General features: G+C 36.5%; 18 protein-coding genes and 3 pseudogenes. 11 read left to right on the top strand and 10 right to left on the bottom strand.

Annotated elements, in window-relative coordinates; translation table 11 throughout:
* Positions 1-116 precede the first annotated feature (116 nt).
* Entirely contained in the window at positions 117-2,258 is a 2,142-nt protein-coding gene (mtlD, locus tag E0H88_RS14585) for a bifunctional mannitol-1-phosphate dehydrogenase/phosphatase (protein ID WP_086197751.1), read from the top strand.
* A gap of 285 nt (positions 2,259-2,543) precedes the next feature.
* Here the strand turns inward: mtlD and E0H88_RS14580 are convergent, their stop codons facing one another.
* Entirely contained in the window at positions 2,544-2,798 is a 255-nt protein-coding gene (locus tag E0H88_RS14580; RefSeq protein ID WP_131274753.1) for a helix-turn-helix domain-containing protein, read from the bottom strand.
* Between the two features lie 379 nt (positions 2,799-3,177).
* Between E0H88_RS14580 and E0H88_RS14575 the strand changes: the two genes are divergently transcribed.
* From E0H88_RS14575 to E0H88_RS14560, 4 genes are all read left to right on the top strand, one after another.
* Positions 3,178-3,537 carry a hypothetical protein gene (locus tag E0H88_RS14575; RefSeq protein WP_131274751.1) on the top strand — a complete coding sequence of 120 codons (360 nt, stop codon included), beginning with the start codon at positions 3,178-3,180 and terminating at the stop codon, positions 3,535-3,537.
* Between the two features lie 56 nt (positions 3,538-3,593).
* Positions 3,594-3,860 (top strand): hypothetical protein, encoded by a 267-nt coding sequence (locus tag E0H88_RS14570; RefSeq protein ID WP_131274749.1) that lies wholly within the window; start codon positions 3,594-3,596, stop codon positions 3,858-3,860.
* A 121-nt stretch (positions 3,861-3,981) separates the two neighbouring features.
* A complete protein-coding gene (locus tag E0H88_RS14565) occupies positions 3,982-4,560 on the top strand; it encodes a LexA family protein (RefSeq protein WP_131274747.1) in 579 nt (192 codons plus the stop codon).
* A 21-nt stretch (positions 4,561-4,581) separates the two neighbouring features.
* Complete coding sequence (locus E0H88_RS14560; protein WP_131274743.1) at positions 4,582-5,877, top strand: Y-family DNA polymerase; 1,296 nt, start codon at positions 4,582-4,584, stop codon at positions 5,875-5,877.
* A 27-nt stretch (positions 5,878-5,904) separates the two neighbouring features.
* Here the strand turns inward: E0H88_RS14560 and E0H88_RS14555 are convergent, their stop codons facing one another.
* Positions 5,905-6,279: a hypothetical protein gene (locus tag E0H88_RS14555; RefSeq protein ID WP_131274741.1), complete on the bottom strand. Its 375-nt coding sequence runs from the start codon at positions 6,277-6,279 to the stop codon at positions 5,905-5,907.
* A gap of 257 nt (positions 6,280-6,536) precedes the next feature.
* Between E0H88_RS14555 and E0H88_RS14550 the strand changes: the two genes are divergently transcribed.
* Positions 6,537-6,875, top strand: a complete 339-nt coding sequence (locus E0H88_RS14550) for a plasmid mobilization protein (protein WP_252152034.1) — start codon at positions 6,537-6,539, stop codon at positions 6,873-6,875.
* Positions 6,872-9,712, top strand: a complete 2,841-nt coding sequence (locus tag E0H88_RS14545; RefSeq protein WP_131274738.1) for a relaxase/mobilization nuclease domain-containing protein — start codon at positions 6,872-6,874, stop codon at positions 9,710-9,712. Before E0H88_RS14550 ends, E0H88_RS14545 begins: the two co-directional genes overlap by 4 nt.
* A 20-nt stretch (positions 9,713-9,732) precedes the next feature.
* On the opposite strand, the gene E0H88_RS14540 is transcribed toward E0H88_RS14545, so the two are convergent.
* Positions 9,733-9,987, bottom strand: a complete 255-nt coding sequence (locus E0H88_RS14540) for a hypothetical protein (protein ID WP_122902234.1) — start codon at positions 9,985-9,987, stop codon at positions 9,733-9,735.
* Positions 9,988-10,184: 197 nt separating this feature from the next.
* On the opposite strand from E0H88_RS14540, the gene E0H88_RS14535 reads away from it, so the two are divergent.
* Complete coding sequence (locus E0H88_RS14535; RefSeq protein ID WP_122902235.1) at positions 10,185-10,391, top strand: helix-turn-helix domain-containing protein; 207 nt, start codon at positions 10,185-10,187, stop codon at positions 10,389-10,391.
* Positions 10,392-10,633: 242 nt separating this feature from the next.
* On the opposite strand, the gene E0H88_RS14530 is transcribed toward E0H88_RS14535, so the two are convergent.
* The 6 genes and pseudogenes from E0H88_RS14530 to E0H88_RS14510 form a co-directional block, all read right to left on the bottom strand.
* A complete protein-coding gene (locus tag E0H88_RS14530; RefSeq protein WP_131274735.1) occupies positions 10,634-13,510 on the bottom strand; it encodes a type I restriction endonuclease subunit R in 2,877 nt (958 codons plus the stop codon).
* A 51-nt stretch (positions 13,511-13,561) separates the two neighbouring features.
* A complete protein-coding gene (locus E0H88_RS14525) occupies positions 13,562-14,659 on the bottom strand; it encodes a PD-(D/E)XK nuclease family protein (RefSeq protein ID WP_131274733.1) in 1,098 nt (365 codons plus the stop codon).
* A 9-nt stretch (positions 14,660-14,668) separates the two neighbouring features.
* Positions 14,669-15,406, bottom strand: a pseudogene (locus E0H88_RS16350) (restriction endonuclease subunit S); the annotation flags it as partial.
* A pseudogene (locus tag E0H88_RS16345) lies at positions 15,380-15,880 on the bottom strand (restriction endonuclease subunit S); the annotation flags it as partial. The pseudogenes E0H88_RS16345 and E0H88_RS16350, both read right to left, overlap by 27 nt.
* Positions 15,880-17,448 (bottom strand): type I restriction-modification system subunit M, encoded by a 1,569-nt coding sequence (locus tag E0H88_RS14515; protein WP_131274728.1) that lies wholly within the window; start codon positions 17,446-17,448, stop codon positions 15,880-15,882. The gene E0H88_RS14515 and the pseudogene E0H88_RS16345, both read right to left, overlap by 1 nt.
* A 174-nt stretch (positions 17,449-17,622) precedes the next feature.
* On the bottom strand, positions 17,623-18,792 hold the full coding sequence (locus E0H88_RS14510) for a replication initiation protein (RefSeq protein ID WP_131274725.1): 1,170 nt from the start codon (positions 18,790-18,792) through the stop codon (positions 17,623-17,625).
* Positions 18,793-19,695: 903 nt separating this feature from the next.
* Here E0H88_RS14510 and E0H88_RS14505 point away from each other — a divergent pair.
* Both E0H88_RS14505 and E0H88_RS14500 read left to right on the top strand, forming a co-directional pair.
* Entirely contained in the window at positions 19,696-20,481 is a 786-nt protein-coding gene (locus E0H88_RS14505; protein ID WP_131274723.1) for a ParA family protein, read from the top strand.
* An 18-nt stretch (positions 20,482-20,499) separates the two neighbouring features.
* Positions 20,500-21,399 (top strand): ParB/RepB/Spo0J family partition protein, encoded by a 900-nt coding sequence (locus E0H88_RS14500; RefSeq protein ID WP_131274721.1) that lies wholly within the window; start codon positions 20,500-20,502, stop codon positions 21,397-21,399.
* 121 nt (positions 21,400-21,520) lie between these two features.
* Here the strand turns inward: E0H88_RS14500 and E0H88_RS14495 are convergent.
* A pseudogene (locus E0H88_RS14495) lies at positions 21,521-21,763 on the bottom strand (integrase core domain-containing protein); the annotation flags it as partial.
* 78 nt (positions 21,764-21,841) lie between these two features.
* Here E0H88_RS14495 and E0H88_RS14490 point away from each other — a divergent pair.
* Positions 21,842-22,588, top strand: a complete 747-nt coding sequence (locus E0H88_RS14490) for a 3D domain-containing protein (RefSeq protein ID WP_131274720.1) — start codon at positions 21,842-21,844, stop codon at positions 22,586-22,588.
* Positions 22,589-22,640 lie beyond the last annotated feature (52 nt).

Here is a 22,640-nt window from a genome sequence, read left to right as displayed (position 1 = left end):
CCTGCGATTGATTAATTAATAAACATAAATGTTTCATTTCTTATAATCGTTTCATCAAGTTATCAGTTCTCCTTATGATTTGTCAGATTGTAGTGTTACAGTAAGAGGGATTATAAGTGCTTAAATTTAATAATGATATTATTCATGGGGCAATTTTCGACATGGATGGAACCATGTTTGATACTGAACGTTTACGTTTTCAAACCTTGAAGCAAGCATCTCAGGAATTGATCGGTGTTTCATTTAGTGATGCTTATTTAATGGCTTGTCTGGGACTCAGTGCAAGTAGTGCACATCAACTAGCCAAACAGCAGTATGGGGACGATATCCCTTATGCAGAGATCCGACAACGAGCTGATGAGCTTGAACTCGAAAGTGTCAGAAGTTTAGGTGTACCCATTAAAAAAGGGTTGGTACAGGTACTAGAACGTTTACGTAAATCTGGTTTACGCATGGCAGTTGCGACATCAAGTCGTCGCTTAATTGCTGAAGAATATCTGATCAATGCCAACGTTTATAAATTCTTTGATGTACTGGTGTGTGGTGATGAAGTACAGAAAGGTAAACCACATCCGGAAATTTTTCTTTCCGCTGCTGAAAAACTCAATTTACCTACATCAGAATGCTTAATGTTCGAGGATTCGGAAAATGGTATTACTTCAGCCTATAATGCTGGTGGGGTTACCATCTTGCTACAAGACATCAAGGAACCTAATTCCAACATGCTGGCCAAAACAGATTACTTTTTTGAAAGTATGTATGACTGCCTGCATCAATTGGATCAACATACACTAAACTTGGAAATGCCAACACTTCAAGAGTCTTTTCCACAAAGTCTGAATCAATTGACCGTTGGCATTCATGGATTTGGTGCGATTGGCGGTGGCTTCATGGCACAGATCCTGTCCCACTGGGATGGCTATACACGTCCAAAGCGAATCTATGCCTCAACCCATAATTCCTTGTATCGTTCAGCAGTGAATGCCTTTGGCAGTTACTGTATTCGTTATGGCCAGCTTTCCTATGATGAACGTATTGAAAATATGCATATCATTGATGCGGGTAATATTGAACAGATGCAGGAGATGTATATTGCCTCAAGCATGATAGCTGTTTGCTTGCCGGAACAGGCGATTGCAACTGAGGCCAGAACAATTGCCCAAGGCTTATATGCCCGTCATATTGCCAATAATGAACAGTTCACGAATCCTTTAACCGTCCTCATTATCTTAAATAAAATCGGTGCTAAACACTTATTGCTTGAACATGTGCATAGCGCTCTGGTTGAAATTACAGCTCCAGACATTGCTGAGCAGATTTTAGAGCAGCATTATTTCTGTGATACGGTCGTTAACCGAATGGTTTCCAAATTGACCGACCAAAACCTTTACCGTCAGTTGCGTATTAAGTACAACATTTTTAAGCAATACCAACTCGATCACGACCTTGATCATGCTGATATTGAAGATGCTACCCGTTTGAATCCTGAACAGGAAAGGTTAGCTTCAATGTATGTCGAAGAGATGTGCAGTAACTTTAAACCCAGCCATATTTTGCAGACCATGGACTTGATTCTATTCCATGCAGAAGTGGACATGCCGATTTACGTAGAAAATAACAGTCCCTTGCTAGGCAAAATGCGTCAGATGGTGTTGGTGGATGATATTCAGGAAATTCAGTTGATAAAAAACAGGTTATGGAATGGTGTTCATGCCATGACTACCTGGTACGCAACACGCCTCGGCTACGAAACGATTGGTTTAGCTATGGCAGACCCAAAAGTGAGAGAGTTTATGGAGGGGCTTCTTGAAGAAGTGAAGGCTGGGCTTACCCTTACCCTACCACATCGCAAAAATGATCTTGATGATCTGGCAAAAAGCTTTATTAATTCTTGTGTCAATGCCTACAAAGATCCGTGTGAACGTGTAGCACGTGATCCTTTACGAAAGTTAGCCGCTTCAGAACGCGTCTTGGGATCAATTGCTTGTAATATTCAGCAGGGCTTACCTTACCAGAACTTAAGTCAAGGTGCCTTATATGGTTACTACTACTCTATTCAGCAAAAAGATATTAGCTATGGTGAAGCAATTGAACATCTTAAAATTCAGTTAGGGCAATCTGGATTAAACGAGCAACATCAGCAAACCCTACAGCGAAATATTGAAACACAGTTAGCTCAATTGCTCCCGGCTAAACATAAGACGCACAATCCTCATTGTGTAGACCTAGCAAAGCAAATGGATCATAGCCTGACCTGATTGTGTCATAGGATTTAACCAGAATAGAATAAACTCATATTTATGAGGTCAAGCATGCTTGACCTCATGTGTACAATAATTTCCCAAGGATAAATTTAACAAGCCGACTTCATTTTTTAAAATATTTAAGTTTTGAAGTGACTGATAAAAATATAAGCTAAAACTCCACACGCAATTGAGAAAGGCACAACGACAGCTAACCAAATACTAAACTGACAACTTAAATTTTGAATCAATTGTGCAGATGGAGTTTCATAATGGAAATTAATCTCCCATTTTTTTAATTCAATCTTCTCTAAATAAAAACTCGATTTCATCCCAGTGAGGTAATGTATGCTTTTTGGGCACAACTTCGAACTGTAAGTCGACACAACTAAGTACTTTTTCAAATAAATCAAATGAACCAGTGAAATGACCGTTTTCAATCTCAGAAATTGTTGTTTTATTAACTCTAGATTTCTCTGATACAGTCTTTTGTGTATAGCCAAGTTTTTTCCTAGCCAATTTTATTTTTTCTCCAATTTCTTTTCTAGAAGCCATACTATTTTTCCGATTTCATAAAATGATATTCGCTATATAGCGAACTTTGTATATTTTACACTCAATGTTAGCCATATAGCAAACATTAACCGTCAGATTAAAATTAGTTTGTAAGTAAAGTTTGTAAGTATTCCTGAACTGTAACTAATCCAGCTTTTAAAATAAGAATTTTCTAGATTTAATACACTTTATAAAGCCTAGATATAGTATTTAGGTTTTATATAACCTTCATCATGTTATTGTTCTTATTTAGCTTGCCGTCTAGAACATTTCGATCTAGGAGTACTAAAACTGCGTGATAGAATAAACTTTTCGGGATACTTTTTTAATTTTTCCATAGAATGTAAAAAGAACTATTTCTTATATTGAGGACACGCTCATGAGTCCACTTTCACAACATATAAATAAATCTGAGGTTTTAGCCAAAGCAGCTTGGAAAGCTGCTGAACAGCTTGGGCTGAAGCCAGAGCAATTTATAAAAATTCTGCATCTAGAAGGTGGTGATAGTGATTTATCTGAATTACAAATGTTAGACCCGAGTTCTCAACAAGGAGAAATAGCACTGATCTTAATTCGGATTTACAAAGCTATTTATAGCCTGAATGGTGGTGATATCGATTGGATGCACCATTTTCTCAACTCGCCTAATTTATTAACTGGAGGAGTTCCTATAAAACAGATGGAAAGTATGAGTGGACTGCTTTCCGTACTCCAGACTGTAGAATATCTTCAGCATTAAGATACCTAAATTTCTATAAAGTTAGTGATTTCATAAAAAATCTCTAGGAGTTACTTTTGAACAGAAAAAATTATAGCTATAGGGTAATGTGGTCCGAAGAAACTCTTAAATATGTAGGTTATTGTCTTGAACACCCCTCCCTTTCATATATTGACTCAGACCCAGTAGAAGCATTAAAAGGGCTTATGAGAGTCATAAACACAAATAATGCTAGAATTTCAAAGTTTCCTTCAGAAGCTGCTTTAATACAGGATCTAACTCCATCTAATGTTCATTCAGAGCTACTTTGTATGCAGCTCACTGATGAAGAATTGAATCAATAAGTTTATATATTTCTTATAATTTATACCTTTTATATTAACCGTTTATCCAAATTTTATTGTTTTCCGAATGAGGTAAAGTTTATTATTTGATTTTGTCACAAATTCAAACTATGGATAAGTTATGAACAATCATCGTGGGGGAATCAGAGAAGGCGCAGGTAGAAAACTTAAATATAATGAGCCTACCAAAACTGTAAGAGTGCCTATATCCAAGATCGTAGAGATCAAAAATTATCTAAACGAAGCAGAGAGCCAATGCTCCAATGATGTCGCTTTCATCACTCCTGTACAGTCATCTACTTATATGCAAATTCCTTTAGCAGCCGAGAAGGTTGCTGCTGGTTTCCCTTCTCCTGCCCAGGATTATGTCGACAAAACATTAGATATGAACGAACATCTCATTAGCAATGAGGCAACGACATTCATTGTAAAAGTTGCCTCTCTTTCCATGAGAGATGCTGGTATCGAAATTGATGATGAACTTATCGTTGATCGTAGTCTTGAAGCCAAACATGAAGACATTGTTATCGCTCTGATCGACAATGACTTTACTGTTAAGCGCCTAATGATTGAAGGTGACTATCGCTGGCTTAAAGCTGAGAATCCTGATTGCTCTAATATACACCTTAGAGATGGCCAAGAGATGGTGATTTGGGGGGTAGTGACTTACGTCATCAAACCGTTCAGGAAACGTAAGTAACTACTCTATTGGTTTCATTATATGGCATGTAAAAGCAAGGTACTTGCTTTAGTAGACATCAACAACTGTTATGTCAGTTGTGAACGTATCTTTAATCCAAACCTGAATAACAAACCTGTTATTGTCCTCTCTAACAATGATGGTTGTGCTGTTGCACGTTCACAGGAAGCCAAGGACTTAGGTATCAAGATGGGAGTTCCCTTCTTTCAGATTAAAGACATCGTAGAGCAGCATCAAGTCCAAGTGCTCTCAAGTAACTATGCTTTATATGCAGAGATGTCTCGCAGATTCATGAAAGTTCTTTCAGACTTTGTAGCTCCTGAGGAGCAAGAGGTCTATTCGATTGATGAATGCTTCTTAGATTTGACTTCTTATGTCGAGAAGTATGACTTAACTGATTATGCTCAGATGATTCGTCAGCGCGTTTTTGCCTGGCTCGGTTTACCAGTGTGTATTGGTTTAGGCAGAACGAAAACTGAAGCCAAGATGGCAAATCACATCGCCAAAAAGAATGCTCACTTCAATGGTGTATGTAACTTGGTTGCCATGGATTACTGCTCTGCAGAAAGCTTATATAAAGCGATAGAGGTAGGTGGAATTTGGGGTGTAGGCAGGAAGCATTCAAAGAAGCTTAATAGTCTTAATATTTATTCTGTGCTGGATTTTGTAATGGCCTCCCCTTTCATGATCAGGGATCAATTTTCCATTGTTATGCACAGAACATTACTTGAATTACATGGTGTCTCTTGTATCGAGTTAGAACATACTCAAGCCCCTAGAAAGCAGATTGTCGCAAGTCGTTCGTTTGGCCAAAGGATTTATCATATTGACGATCTAAAAGAGGCTATGAGTCTCTATGTCCAAGATGCGGTAGCTCGCTTAAGAGGTGAGAATCTATTGTGTGGTTACATGATTGGTTTTGTACAATCCAATCCATTTGACACGCATAAACCTTATTACAGCAAGTCTGCAGCACTCACTTTACCAGAACCAACTGATAATGTATTAACACTGTGTAAGATTGCCACAAAAATGATAGACGACTTATATCAAAAAGATGTGGGCTTCAAAAAGTGCGGCGTGATATTGACTTGTTTAGAGCCTAAAGCTAGCCACATTTATGATCTTTTCACAGATATGAAGCAAGTGAGGGCAAGCAATAATTTGATGGATTCACTTGATGAAATCCATCATAAGTTTGGAAAAACCAAGCTCGCTCTAGGTGCAAGTATGTTACCGAATAGAACATGGACTATGTCACGTAACCAACTCACTCAAAATTACTTCAAGTGGGATCAATTGCTTTGTGTGAAGTAATTTTGAGTGATTACTTCACACCATAATTTATTTTTTCTTCTTTAAAAACTCTTTTAAATTTTCCTCAGAAATACCCGTGAAATGGTTTTCTTTTAGAAACGTCAGTACTTCTTTTGTCGTTGCACCCAGGCCAAAAAGTTGAAGTAAAGTCTGCTTATGCTGAGTGAGTAATTGATTGCGTGTGATCGTCTTTTCATTCATTTTTTCTATATGACGAAGAAGAATATCTTCAAATTTTTTAGAATCATTGACGCTATATATTTTTTGATTTTTCTCAACAGATTTTGAATGCTTAGAATCCTTTTCGTGAGCAGCTTCAAAAGAATTATGTGTTGAGAATTCAGAATTAATATTATCCGGATTTTGAATATCAAGTTCTAAAACATTCTGGTCTTGCATCATATTTTTTCCTTAAAAAATAAATTTACAAGATCATTATTTGAAATATCTATTCTTGTAGAAATGGCAATATCTTCCCCTTTTTTGATTTTTAAATTACTGAAAAATGTAACCTTTTGCGCTAAGAAAAAAAAGAAAAATCAACCATGATTTTCATCATATTCATTACATTCAATAACAGCTAAAAGATACAGGATGGGACGATGTATATCACATCGTCCAGATTCTCAAATCTCGAACTCGCTTCGCTCGGTCTCAATTTGCGTACAGTAGAAAAAATGAAAAAGGCTTTAAGAAACAAACAAATTATTATTCGACTCACAGAAGATGAGCATCGACAGATTACAGCTTCCTATGAAGCTTTACATATGAGTCAAGCCGATTATATACGCAAGAAAATCTTTAACGAATCTCAGATAAGTTTATTAAAAAAACAGGAGATTCATGATGTAAGAGTTATTGGAATTATCCTGGCAAAAATCTTTGAACAGCTGAAAGGTAAACGAATTATAGATGACGAGGTAATGGAAATAGAAAATCTTATAGAGAAAATCAAAATGATCGTGCGTAGACTAAATGATAAGGTTGGTAAATCATGATTATTAAGATTATTCCTAATACGATTGACACCTCTGTTGATCAACGCGTACATGGTCTCTCTGATTATATTCACGATCCTAAGCAGGCACGTGCTCACTATTTGTCTGAATATATTCATCAGCTTCATCCTGGTTTTGATCAAGACTTACTCTCTGAAAAATGTGTCTATTCAAACTCTAGAAACTTTTTAGATGATGATCCTGATTATCAAAAAATAGAAATGTCACAAACTGCCAGTTTGAACTCTCGTGTGATTGACCCGATCGTACACATGGTCGGAAGTTTTAAAAAATTTGAGATTCCAACCACTGAACAATTAGAACAACAAATTGATATTTTAGCGAAACATCTCGGTGCAGAAGAGCTGCAAATGCAATATGCCATGCATATGGATACAGACAATGTGCACTTTCATTTAATCGTCAATAAAGTTCATCCATTCAAAAAAAACAAACACAATGAAAATAAAGTCATTGATCTTGGAGAAGGTTGGATTCTTAACGCAATTCATCGAGCAGCAACAGAAATCGAAGCGAAACAAGGTTGGGAGCCTGAGCCTAATCCTGTTTTTATATACAATCATGACACTGGACAATGCGAAAAAAATCCACATTATTTAGCTCAACCAGATGCTGAAAAAATTTATTCAAAAATTCGAGATCAAGAACATCGACATCAACAAAAAAGTCGAATGAGCAGTGAAAGCGAATCAGGCAAAGACTACCAACGCTATATTGGACATTGCGTTAATCAAGTACTGAAAAACGCTGAAAATTGGCAAGATTGGCATAAAAAATTAGCTCAGCATGGCATTCTTTATGAGAAAAAGCGTAACGGTACTATTTTTAAAATTCAGACAATCGAAAAACAGGAACTCACGTTTAAAGCATCTTTATTTTGTAATAAACAAGCGACTCTCAAAAACTTAGAAAAAAAATGGAGAGATTTTACGGCTAAAGATAGTGATATTAAAACTATCCCTCTTATAAAACTAAATGAAACATCTCAGCACTCTCAATCAGCAGAAACAACTGTACATTCTTACCATTTATTTAAAAATGAAGATTTTTTAGTTAAAGATCTTCATGATGTTTATCTAAAAATAAAATCAGAAAAGGATTCAATCAGTACAAATCGTAAAAATGGATACCAAAAAATTTCTTTAAAAAATGAAATTTATAAGCATGATAAACATCATTTTTTAAACGATTTACAACAACAATCTCCAGAGCTATCATCTGATGTCATTTTTACACTGCTGCATTACCATCACATAACTGATCAAATTAATTCAAGAGCATTGCAAAGAAAAAAATATAATGTTCAACATGAAAGCTTAAGTCAAAAGACATCTCAAACACTGCAAAAAAGCTTTCCATTTTCTTCAAGCTTTGATTCATCGAAAATCACGTCTTATGCAGATTTTTTAAAGTTTTTTCCACCCTCTCATCACTTGCTTATGCAACAACAATTTTTATTTGATCAACGTCAATCTAAAAATTTTATTCGACAATATAATCCTGAGATTAAAACAGCAAGAATCATCTTCGATCAACATCAACCGAATGAACCTATTGCCATTCAAAATCAATATGGGATCCTCGTATTTAGCAATTATTCTCTCACCCGACTGCAACAATGTATAAAAGCACTGGATTCTAATCAGAAAGGAACGCTCAGGGGTACGTCGGAATTTAAAGAATTGTTCCATATAGCCTTGCAACATAGAACCCAAAATATTGAGGATATAAATAAAGAAAGGGCCTTACCAAGTTTTGAACGTTTGTCTCAAAACAATATTGAATCGTGTTTTACTGAACTGTTTAAAAGGTTTAGGTCCACACACGCCTCTCAAAGTACAGCCATTATTAAAACTTGTTTGCTCCTAAATTGTTGCGGTGTAGCAATGGAGTCGCTGCAATCAACATTAAAAAATTGTATTGATCAAAATAAATTACCTAATTTAAGTTCAAAGAATCAAAGTATTCTGCTACTGCGAGTTCGAAATCTCATCTTTATCCAGCCTAAAGAGCTTAATAAACAATATTTCAACTCATCTGAAATTGAGCATTCCTGGCAACTCTATTTCAGTCTACAAATTTCCCCGCTCAAGCAGTCAAAAGAACAGAAGCACAACTCACAGCCGACCTCTTCATCTCCAACGCCAGAATTAGAGCTCGTACCTAAAGTGGAAAAGAAAAGAACGATCAGGCTTCCTGAAAATTTAGCTGAATCTGAGTTTGAGCAAATGCTGCAATACTTTGAATACAGTCGAAGACTCAAGCTTCAGAAAAAACAAGCAGTAGAACGCTTGAATACATTAGAACCTTCAAAGAAAATTTCTATATCTCCTCAGCAGTCCAAAATGACGTTTCTTTCTAGCAAAAAATATGTCATCGAATATAAATTTGGACAAAAATTTTATCTAGACCAGAAAAAAATTGCTTTTTTTGAAACGAAAGATTCGACTCATATTGCTGTAGTGAGTGAACAAAATGTTCATATTCGAGATGCATTATTTTTAGCAAAAGAAAAATATGGAACGGTGTATGTCTATGGGGATGAAAATTTCAAATCCCAGGTAAAATTGATTGCTGAAGAATACAATATCCCTATTGTTCTACAACAAGAATCAAATCAAGTTATAATTCAACAAGAATCTCCCCCTTTGCCTGTACCTCAAACTTTACCACTAAGTTTAGAGGAAAGAGATTCAAGCCTACCTACAGTTGAGGAACGTGCAGAAGATTTTTATAGTCGCCAGACTGTCGGTTATACCACGAGCAAGAAGAAGAACATCCATTCCCAAGATAACGATTTGAATTATGGCTTATAAAAATAGCCTAAGAATTATCCTTAGGCTAACTCATAAAAAGATTCTGGAAAATTTTTAAGAAATTCAGTCTTAAGTGGGTCTATACTTTGTATTTCTGGATAGTCTTCTAAAAAGTGTTCTAACCAAACTAAAACTGCCTGATGATTGTTATAACAATGATTTACATCCAGATAACTTGCAATTCCAAAACCCATTCCTACATTCAATTCTTTAATCAGTTTATAGCCCAAGAGCTTAGCTTTACGACTTACCCATAACTCATTAGAGGTGACCATTATAAAACTCCTACATCAATTTATAGTGTTGTAGGTTTCTATTCATCCAAGTTACAAGCTATAATTTAATTTAGATAGGTAAAAGTACTTGTAATAGGTAAATATAACCTGCTGTAGGTTATAATTTACCAAAGTACTCAAATTAATGCAACGAAAAATAACTCACAGCAGGTTATTTTTTTATACTGATATACAATATGATTAGATGCAAGTTAGCTAACCTTATGGGCGAAAGAAAAATTTTAAAGTTAAGTGATGTCGTACATGCAACTGGGATTAATCGGAATACCCTTACTAATATGTACTACGACAGAGCTGTCCGTATCGAGTTACCTGTAGCGGATAAACTTTGCGAATTTTTTGGCTGTACGATGAATGATCTGTTTGAGTATTCAGATAATTAATTCGACATTAGCATTATGTAATTGTCTTAAATCGATTTTTAACAATTAAGATAATTATTTCGTGCATCTTTAATTATTAGATTCTCAAAATCTCATAAGTTAAGCTTAGGCTAAATTACAAATGGCATCAGGCAATCTTGACAAAAAACGTTTTTACTTTGCTTTAAGTAGTTATAAAAGTACTCTTCCCATCCCTTTACTTTCATCCTATTACAATCGGGTTTTGAAAATGCAGATGCACTTTAGAAACTCACATAAAACTTTTCTATTAACTGCTGGGTCTTCACCAATAAGTTGCTAAACACATTATCTCGTTCAAATAATTTGACCTTGTAGTTTGGTAAGTCTTTCAACTCTTCTTTACGCGGCAAACGCTTAGTGAACTCATAGTGTTCCAGAACATTCTTCATCACCTCAGGCTTCAAGTTTTCCACTTCGCAGAGGTGCTGATAGGCTTGTTCTTTCTCTACATCCCAGAAAGCGGCAAAGGCAGTTTGTACGTCCTGCCCATTGATCATTTTAGGCATGTTCTCTTCAATGAACTTCTGGATCAGCGCCTGCTTGTCATACAGGGTAATTTCATTGCCGATCAAGTCATGCACCTGAGCTTCATATTTCTTACGTTTGTCTTCATCATCACTATTAACCGCCAGCTGAAGTAGGTTGATGATATAACCAACATTGATCCGATCACTGTGTAGCAAGTCCAGCTGAAAATCGATATCGTCCAGTACCGAGACTTTTTCTTTTTTGGTGGTCTTACGCACATCTCGACATAGGTCGGCATACTTGGAGGCAAAGTTGGCAAAGTGCTGTTTATCCAATGCGGTCTGGTCCTGGTCATATTCAATAAAGGTTTGCAGCTGGGCGTTGTAACGCATCACTTCACGAAAGGCTTTAATGAATGCCAGCTGCTGATCTTCAGTGATGAGCTCGTCGACACTTTGATAATCCGGCGTGATCTTCAGCAGCTTCTGTACCGCTGCTTCATAGTCCCGCTGGATTTCTTCATAGCTCGGCACCAGTACTACTTTTTGCGCTTCTTTGTTTGAGAACAGTGCCAAGGCTTCATCAGTGGCGCGTTTCAGGTTACGGAAACAGATGATATTGCCGAAAGGTTTCTTGTCGTTAAAGACGCGGTTAGTTCGCGAGAATGCTTGAATCAGGCCATGGTATTTCAGGTTTTTATCGATATACAAGGTATTTAACGGCTTAGAGTCAAAGCCGGTCAGAAACATATTCACGACTAGCAGGATATCAATCTGTTTCTTTTTGACCCGATCAGCAATGTCGCGGTAATAGGCATAGAACTGATCACCTGAATTGTAGTTGGTTTTAAACTGCTGATTGTAATTGGCAATATAGCGGTCCAGCTTGTCTCGACTGGACTGATTGATCTGACTGGGGATATCCGCTGCTTCTTCATGGATCAAGCCATTTTGCTCATCCACCGATACGGCTTCATTGGCCGCGTAGGAGAAAATAGTGGCTATGGTTAGCGGTTTGAACAGTCGCCCCTGCTCTTCATCCTGTTGCTGCTTCTCAGCCTGAACCTTTTCAAACAGTTCGTAGTACTGGGTCAGAGTATCAACCGAGCTGACACAGAACATCGCGGTAAATTCACGATTGCGGGTTTTAGTGTCATGGCTGTCGACAATATAACGCGCAATCATTTCCAGACGCTGCGGATTGTCGTATAGCTCTCGGGTATCAATGCCTTCGACTTCATCATCATATTCGAGGTTGTTCTGCATGCCCTTAGCGGTATATTTGCCCCGATAATCAATCTGGAACTGCAACACGTTACGGTCACGGATAGCATCCACGATCACATACTGGTGCAGACATTCATGGAACAGGTAATCTGTGGTGAGTTTTAAGCCGGCTTTGGACTGGCTATTTTCCTCAAAGATCGGGGTTCCAGTAAAGCCAAACATCTGGGCATTGTCAAAGAACTTCTTGATGTTTTGATGGGTTTCACCAAACTGACTACGGTGACATTCATCAAAGATAAACACCACTTTCTTGTCTTTTAGATATTCAATGTATTCTTGATAACGGTCATTGCTGATGGCTCGATTGAGCTTTTGAATAGTGGTGACAATCAATTTGTCATGACGTTGATCGAGCTGCTTAACCAGAGTATGGGTGCTATCGGTGCTATCAACACTCTCGGCTTTAAAGGCATTAAATTCGCGGGAAGTTTGTGTATCCAGATCATTCCGGTCGACCACAAACAGAACCTTTTCTACATCTGGCATCTGCATGATAATCTGGCTGGCTTTAAACGAAGTCAGGGTCTTGCCTGAACCGGTCGTATGCCAGATGTAGCCATTCTGATCCGAGTTTTGAACATGCTGGACAATTTTCTGTACCGCATAGATCTGATAAGGACGCAGCACCATCAGGCTTTTCGTGGTTTCTAGCATGACCATATACTGGGTCAGCATTTGGGTCAGATGTTGCTGATTCAGAAAAATATCGGCAAAATCGACAATTTCATTGATGTGTTTATTGCTGACGTCAGCCCAGGGAAAGGCAAACTCGATGCCAGTGGTGCCGTTAGAATAATAACGGGTATTGGCCCCATTACTGATGATAAACAGCTGGATAAAGCCAAACAGGCCCTGTCCGGCCCAATAGGCTTCACGGGTATAACGCTGGGTCTGGTTAAATGCTTCGGCTATTTCCATCCCGCGCTTTTTCAGTTCGATCTGCACCAAAGGCAGACCGTTCACCAGTAAAGTCACATCAAAACGGCTGGTGCGGCCATTATAGTCGCGGTGATCGATGGTGATTTGATTAGTCACCTGATAGATGTTTTTACTCGGATCATCTGACAGGAAAAAGATGTGCTTACTGCTGCCATCATCAAATTTGACTGGGAACAGATCACGCAGGTTCTTGGCACGTTCAAATACTGTTCCGGTATTCAAAAAGCTGATGACTTGTTTCCATTCAGTTGCGGAAAGGGGATCGAGTCCATTTGCCCGTTCAATCTGGGTTTTGAAGTTTGACAGTAGCTGGCTTTCGTCCTTGAGCGTCACTGAGGTATAACCCAATTGCTTGAGCTGACCAATTAGTTCATTTTCAAGTTGATATTCGCTTTGTACTGTCATTTTTCCCTCTATTCTTTAAATCTTTATTTACTTTATATTTAATACACTGATTTATCTTAATGTCTTTTCAAGTTCATCTAACAAACTTGCTTTTTCGAGTATCAAACTTTCTATAGCTTCAAATGTATGTTCAGGGGAACGCCAGTAGATACAGAGCCAACGCTCCGTTCCACTCTTATATTTTTCAATATCCCATGAGAGATACCGTGAATCATCTTGAGTTTTTAAAATCTCAAATACTTTTTCATTTAATTTTTCAGGTAGATTCAAGATATAAGTATTTACCCCAAAAATTGTCTCACCTTGATCTTCATAGATGCATAAAGTGTTATTTGTCAGGTTATTCCATGCATCATTATAAAAACGAATCCCTCCCCATGATTCATATTTGTTTCTAGAGATATAACCATCAATGGATTGATTAAGAAGTTGACTAATACTATCGACAACTTCCCTAATGGTATTGGTTTTTAGCTTTTGCAATTCTTGTATTTCTTGATAATGATCAAAAATAAATTGAATACGATTCATATCTAAATTCTGGTTACGATAATAACTTTCAAGATGAAGTAAAAACTCACGCGCAAACAAATTCCATTTATTCATGGGATTCGTCATCATTTGTTCTGCAAGATAGGGTCTAACAGCATTCACTAATTGTTGGTAGGAAATACCGTGCCAATTTTGGGCTTCACTTTTACCAGAGATACTGAGAATTAAGCCAAGGATAGCTTTGCCTTTTGAGCGGGTTTGAGCATATTTCACATAGTCATCAAAAGGATTATTTTGATGATGGTAAATTTTAGCTTCTAGCAAAATGAGATGTGTATCGGTATCAATCATTAGGTCGATACGATTACTGTTATGCGTAGCACATTCTCGTTCCAAGCTTTCCACTTGACCTAAAGTAGAATTCTCTAGAGTGCTAATTCCTACAACAACATCACTAAAGCCTTTCCAAAATACCTCTCCCAACTCATGGGATTCCTGAGGATTTAAGAAAAATTCGAGCAATTCAGTGGTGGGGTTTTCGTAATGGTTACGAATAGCAGTATCAAAAAAAGTTTTTTCTCGCGGTATCGCTTTAAACTTCTTTGCCGCATCTAAAAGTTTTGAGAAATGTTCAAAAGCTGAGGTTGCTAAATTCATTATACCCTCCTACACAAACATTTGCTGTAACAAGCCTTTTTTCCAAGTTTTAGCCTGTTCAATTTGCTGTGCAACCACTTCAATTTTTTGGTCAATACTCGATAAGAAATTGGCGATTTTGGTTTGTTCTTCTAGGCAAGGTAGACTTAATTGAACACCTTTTAATTGACTTGAATATAAATGTACAACTGAATTGCCTTGTGCTAATTGGGCTATTTGCATCTTTAACGAAGAACGAATCATATAACTTAAGAAAATCCCATTTTCTTTAGTGCGGTAAATATTTAGGTCACCCGATAAAGCAATATCATCATCAAGCACACAACTTGCAGTAGCAATATCAATTTGTGTTTCCCCTGATGCAGGTATTAGAACATCATTCGCTTTACTTAAAACTAGAGTATCTCTATCTAAATTTGTTGCCGAAATAATATTAGAAATGATTTCACCATAGTAGGTATATAACTCACCGTAACGTATACAAGGTAATATTCCACTTTCAATGATGTCAGCCTTTGAAATTCCCTTCCCTTTTAAGAAAGTACCTTTTTCACCTAAAGTAGTTCTTTCCCACTCCCCAAACTCACTCCCATCATCTGCTTTAAAACGAATCTGCTGACTAAACAGCTTTTGCATCATGCCCTGTTTATATTGGCTGAGTAGCTGATTTTTTTGTGTGAGTTGGCTGATCTTTTCATCCACGGCAGAAAGAAAAGAAGCTATTTTGGTTTGTTCTTCAATTGATGGAGCAAACAATTCTAAAGGTTTTAAAACTTGTAAATTGATATTCTTCTGAGCATTTTGAGTTGCTTGAGAATCTAAGACTTCTTTTTGTAAATCTATTAAATTTTTTAGAAAGATCGTATTAGCTTTATCTTTTTTTGATTGAATTGCCACAACACTGTCAGGACAAGCAACAGCATATCGAGTAATTGTTGTATCACCTATATTTGCAGCAATTGTAATTAAAATAGTATCCGCAGGAAAAACCTTACTAACTTTAATACCATCAGCATTTAATGTTTGACTATAACCCTTTAAATATATGCCAGAACCAGCCACATCACCCGTCTGAACAAATGGCATTTCTCCACCAAAATAACGAGGGTCATTTCGAGGACGAACCGAAAACTTACCTCGTTCAACTTCTGCCAAATTCTCTAACGTAGTTTCTTCCCAGTCATCGGTAAACTCCGTGAATCTCAATAGAGGTGCAGCCATTACTTCACCTCCGCAAACGGTGAAGCAATCCCAAGCGCTTTGCAAAACTCCGCAATTACCGCATCGGTCTTTTGGCTTTCTAATTCTAAAGCCTGTAGCTGCTGGGCAATCGCATCCAGATCAATCTCGGCTTCCGCTTCAAAGGTATCCACATAACGCGGAATATTCAGGTTGTAATCGTTATCTTTCACTTCTTGTAAAGTTGCGACATACGCGTATTTTTCAATATCCTGACGGTTTTCAAAGGCAGCAACAATATTGTCCAAATGCTCCGGCAACAGCTTGTTTTGATTCTTCTGCTTTTCAAACTCCTTGCTGGCATCAATAAACAGAATATTGCCGCTATGCTCACGGTTTTTCTTCAACACCAAAATACAGGTCGGAATCGAGGTGCCATAGAAAATATTGGCCGGCAGACCAATCACCGCATCAATCACGTTCATCTGCTCAATCAGATACTGACGAATCACGCCTTCACTAGAACCACGGAATAATACACCATGCGGTAACACCACCGCCATCGTGCCGTTGTCATCCAGTTGATACAGCATGTGCTGCACAAAGGCCATATCGGCTTTCGAGCTTGGTGCCAGTTTGCCATAAGCGGCAAAACGTTCATCCTGTAAAAATAACGGATCGGCTGACCAGTTGGCTGAGAATGGCGGATTGGCCACCACCGCATCAAACTTTTTATCTAAATGCTGCGGACGAGTTAAAGTATTTTCCTGCTTGATGTCGAACTTGGCAAAATGCACGTCATGCAGAATCATGTTCATGCGCGCCAAGTTGTAGGTGGTACGGTTCATCTCCTGACCGTAAATCATATCGACATCTTTAACTTCACGTTTTACCCGTAGCAATAACGAACCTGAACCACAAGTCGGGTCATAGACTGAACGTAAACGGTCTTTGCCTTGGGTGACAATCTTCGCCAGTAAAGTCGAAACGGTTTGCGGGGTATAGAACTCACCGGCTTTTTTGCCTGCACCTGATGCAAACTCGCCAATCAGGTATTCGTAAGCATCACCCAGTACATCGGCTTCAGTATTGGAAATATCAAAATCAATATCGTCTAAATGACTCAGAACCTTGGCCACCAGTTCATTACGGTCACTGGCGTTGTTGCCGAGCTTGGTCGAATTCAGATCCAGATCTTCAAACAGGTTGGCAAAGTCATCGGCAGAATCAGTGCCTAAAGTACTTTGTTCAATCGAATTTAAGGTCGCAGTTAAATCATCCAGAATGAATTCGCCCTGACGACCACGCTGTGCCAAGCTATGAAACAGCTGTTTTGGCGTGAGCGCATAACCCACTTCGGCAATGGCATTCTTTTTGATTTCTTCGATGTATGGCACATGCTCAGGATTATTTTCATCCAGCTGCAAGAATGTAATATCTTCGCCATCTAACAGTTCATTGGCAAAATTGACTGACTTTTCCGATAAATATTTAAAGAAAATAAAGCCCAGGATGTAATCACGGAATTCATCGGCGCCCATCGTGCCACGCAAGGTGTTGGCAATGTTCCAAAGTTGTTTTTGTAGCTGCTGTAGTTGCACCTGGGTCATTGTTATAGAAGTCCAAATAAGTGAATCATTAATCGAATGATTTTACCTAAAATTCTAAATGATGCAGCTGTAAAAAAGGTGGAAAAAGACATAAATTGTCGTGTGACTTAAATATGAACAACAGCTAGTGATTTTCATACTGATTAAAAAGAGTGTAGTAAGTTGCTACATTTTTTAAATTACTTCCTTTCCGAAAATCTCATTCAAGCGTTTTCTATTGGCTTGAACAAAGTCTCGATCGTTTTTTAATTTATATTTCATTTCTTTTTTGAACTCATTCATAGAGACGCCTGGAGTAGAAAACTCCATTTGAAATAAATTATCATTTACTATGACATTAGCTTGAGAGTCCGTTAGACAGCCTTCCGGCTTAAACCATTTACTCAACTCTTTATAATTAGGATCATTGGCATAGATATACCAGGAGCGTACAGTCATATCGAATTTAGCACCCAATTCTTTCACCAAAGCATTATCATTAAAGTCTACATCTAGATAAATTTTAGTTTTTTCATTTGATTGTGGAATCAGGATTTCTTTTTGACCATTTATAATTTTAAATCGAACACCCACTACGGGACGACCTTTCTTAATACTGTCATACTCTAATTCCAGACTGGTTTTATTATTAATTTCCTCAACAATTTTATCTAGAATATAACGTCTAAAATCGACCCAGCGATCATACTTTTTATCACCGATGTCGATTAATGCCTTTAAATTCTCTAATGATAGTTCAACTTCATAGGCATCTAGGTTAGCGTACTTGAACTCATTTTTAACAATATAGGAATATAGACTCATACTAGTTACAGAGTCTAGGGCAAATAAGTCCTTTAACTGGTAAGTGGTAAAATTACCATTTGCCAGGCGGGTAAAATAAGGTAAGACCTCACTGGTAAAACGAATCTGTAAAGCATTCTTTGAATCGTCTTCCCAGCGTAGTTCCCGAATAATCGGTACCACTGAATGTACTTTTTTTACTTTTCGCTTGAGATCATCTACAGGCTCTTCAATAACAAAATGAGCAACCCGAGATGAGAGTTCTTTATAAATCCGGTCGATAGCAACATTAATAGAATTCTTTTTATTGAGTCCTAGTAACTCACCCAGATCATCTTTATGCAGATAGATATAAGTTTGCTCGGTAATCTCATGATCTAGATTATTTTTTTCACCATAATTTGCAACCGCCATCGCATAAAGCAGTGCCTTATATTCATTAGAGGACAGTTCAATCGGTCGAATTAAACGGTTACTGGTACTCACCACTCCGTTATGTCGAATATTGCCAATGCAATAGGGTAAATATTCTATTTCTTCTTTTTCGTTAAGATCGCTCATAAGTGGAAAATTAAAAGTTGTTTTCCCTACTTATACATAAAAGTGGAAGAATATTCAATATATTCACCTTAGAGATTAATTTCAAACATTGATACTTCTAAATTAAGGTCTAAAAGTTAAAAGTGGAAAGCATGTCACTGCTTTTTTCAGATTTTGATTAATACCTCAGCTTAAGGTGGAAAAAATATATTTTTTTCCACCATACAATGACAAGTTTTCCACTTTAATTTCCCAAAGCTAAGCTAAATCACTTTCTTTTCATTTTTTTGTGGCCAAAAAATACCGTTATAAGTGAAAAAATCCTAATATTTACCACTTTTCAGTGACAAACTTTCCACCTTTAGAAAGAATCAAGTACTAAATCGGACTTTTTTTTGCAATTTTCAAGGTGAAAATCTGCTTTATCCACAGATAAAAAATTAAGCGTGACAAACCTTCCACCTTAAAAATAAATATTTAAGACTTATCAACAGTTTATATATATGATTTTTAATAATTTAATAGAAAAAAAAGGGGGGTAAAAAAAAACTGATGACAAAGCTTCCACCATAGTGACAAACCTTCCACTTTTCGGTGACAAACCTTCCACTTTTCGGTGACAAACCTTCCACTTTTCGGTGACAAACCTTCCACTTTTCGGTGACAAACCTTCCACTTTTCGGTGACAAACCTTCCACTTTAAAAATCCTAATTTATTGATTTTAAAAATGAAAAAACGTCCTAATTATAATTACTTAATTATATTAATTAATACTAATTTATAATTAGCTAGCTATATTTTATATAAAAATTGATTTGTTTTATTTTTATCCAATGTTGATTAATACATTAATATCTCTAAAAGAATGTGTAGCAAGTTGCTACAAATTTAACTATATTAGAGTAATTCGAACGAGGTCTGATATGACAAATAAATCAACTAAAATTATTGCTGTAGCAAACCACAAAGGTGGATGTGGTAAAACCACTACTGTTGTACATTTAGCTTCAGAATTAGCTGATTTAGGTAAGAAAGTATTAGTAATTGATTTGGATCCACAAGCAAATGCAAGTTTACATATTGGATCACGACATCCAAGTGAAGTTGAAATTACTTCTGCAGAGTTATTAGTAGGACAATTAGAATTACTCTCTAGCGCCCTGGAAGAAGAAACTAACTTAAAAAATGTGTCCCTAATTTATGGTTCTTTAAATTTAGGTAAAACAGAAGATCAACTTAAAGATGATGCGCCTAGACCTTCTGAAGAACTGTCTAGTAAATTAGAAATGTTAAAAGGGTTATATGATTTTATCTTAATTGACTGTCCACCAAGCTTAAAACTTCTCACTAGTAATGCATTGGCCGCATCAACCCATGTAATTATCCCGATTGAATCCGGATCTCAATATGGGCTTTATGGTGTAACAGACTTAATCAATCATTTAAGTAAAATTAGACGTGTGAATCCTCAATTAGAACTTTTGGGGGCCTTATTGATCAAACATGATGAACGTCAAAATGTTTGTAAACTCATCAGAGATGAAGCAATGGGACAAGTTGGGGAATTATTAAAAACAACTATTCCTATAAGTACCAAAGTTAACCAAGCAGCAATCTTGCAGCAACCTTTGTTAAGTTTAGACAAGAGTTCCAAAGTCCGTAAAGCTTTTCAAGAATTAGCGAAAGAAATTATTAATCGTATTGAATAAAAGCACTTTGAGAATACTATGGTAAGTACAAAAGAACTGTTGGCACAACGTCTTCAACAAAACACTCAAAAACATCAACAAGCTCAGAAAGAGCATGTCAATGATGTTAAAGAACTACGTCGGAATATACAAATTACAGATATTCAGCCTAGTCCTAATCAACCACGAAAAATCTTTAATCAACAAGATATTGAAGACTTGGCAGCTTCTATTGACGAAATTGGATTACTACAACCTATTGCAGTCCGACGAGTACAGGACAAATATGAGTTGATCGCTGGTGAACGACGCTTAAAAGCACATCAGGTTCTTAATAAAAATACCATTGAAGTGATTGTCATAGACGCATCGGATGAAGAAGTTGCACTGTTAACTTTAGCTGAAAATTTAAAACGAGAAGATTTAACTGATTATGAAATCTATGTAGGCTTAAGTTCTCTGGATGAGAAATTAAAAAAGAACAAGCAAAAACTTGCAAAGTCCTTAGGTATGAACCGTGAGGATATGTATAAATATTTATCTTTCGAAAAATTACCTAAAGAACTGATTGCAGATTTAGAGCAGCACCCCACATTGTTGGCACGTACTGCAGCCACAGCAGTAAAAAAGTTTTTATCCGATCATGAAGATAATTCTAATAATGCTAAAAAAGCACTGTTAGAAGCATGGGCAAAATTACTGAAAAAAGAAGTTGAACAAACAAAATTGGCATTGTTCGCTGAAAAAATTCTAAAGTCGAAAGAGACTAAAGAGCCGATTAAAACCTCAATCGTGCATAAAATTGAATATGATGGGAAAGTCGCAGGTAATATCAAGTTTGATCACAACACATTAAAAGTGTCATTAAAAATGAGTGAATTTGATGATCAAAACTTACAAGAACTAGAAAGTTTGCTGAAAAAAATGCTGATCAAATAAAATAAAAGAAGTGTAGCAATTTGCTACACTTCTTTTTTGTTGAATGCATAATATTGTTAAGTTAGAAAGCAACTTCTACTACGGTAATCCTCCCATAAATAACCGAAGTTAAAAGTAGAGGTTAAGCAGCCCTTAGAGATAACTTTCCCTTGTTGGCTTGATGCGGCCTTTCATGATTGTAATGCCACAGCCAGTTTGTTGCATAATCTTGTACTTTATCCAAAGTATCAAATAAATGTTTGCTCAGCCAACTATAACGTATAGTCCGATTATAGCGTTTAATATAAGCATGATGCTCTGGCTTACCTGGTTGAATATATTGAATACGAATACTATGTTCAGTTGACCAATGTACAAACTCGTGGCAGTCCAAAAAGATGGTTATATGTGTCTAGAATTTTGATGGCTATTTAAAAAATAAAATTAATGGGATAAAATTAAAATGAAAAAAATTATTCTATGTACTCTATATGCAGTATTACTTGGAATGAGTTCATTTATATATAGTTCAGATCAAACCTTTACTTTCCCCAAACCTAATTTAAATGATCTCAAGCAAAAAAAGTTATGGTCTACTTTCTATCACATTTGGCCGGCAAAAGAAGTTAAACAAGGTTACCACTTACTAAACAAAGAAAATCAACCAATATCAAAACTGATAACTGCTAAAGATCTATGTATGGGGGGGATAGAAGGAACAATTCAAGTAAAATCTCTAGATGGAAATTATAATACATTTAACTATGTTGACCATAAAGGAAATCAACAATTAGATTGTGCTTCAATTCTAAATATTAGAAAATCATGGATTAATTCAATAGGAAAAACAAGATATCAAATAGCAAAAGGAGCTTATGGGGATGGAGTTAAAAATTTTAAACTTATCCCCTACCGTACAATTGCAGTTGATCCTAAAATTATTCCATATGGTACCGTTATATATATTCCTCAAGCACGTGGGAAAATTATTAAACTACCCTCTGGAATAGAGGTACATCACGATGGTTATTTTTATGCTGCTGATACTGGGGGAGCAATCAAGGGAAATCATATAGATGTATTTTCTGGAATTTATTTAAAAAACCCATTTCCTAATTTTATAAAAAGTAAAAATAGTAATACTTTTTCTGCTTATATAATTAATGATAAAGAGATTGAGATTGTATTAAGATCAGAACATCTTAAATAGAAACAGATTTAGAGTTATTTGATACTACCATCGGGACATTTTCTCAAGAAAA

Source organism: Acinetobacter sp. ANC 4216, assembly GCF_004331195.1.
Taxonomy (GTDB): domain Bacteria; phylum Pseudomonadota; class Gammaproteobacteria; order Pseudomonadales; family Moraxellaceae; genus Acinetobacter; species Acinetobacter kookii.
Note: the sequence above shows the minus strand (reverse complement) of the source record. Positions and strands in the feature narration are given on the sequence as shown.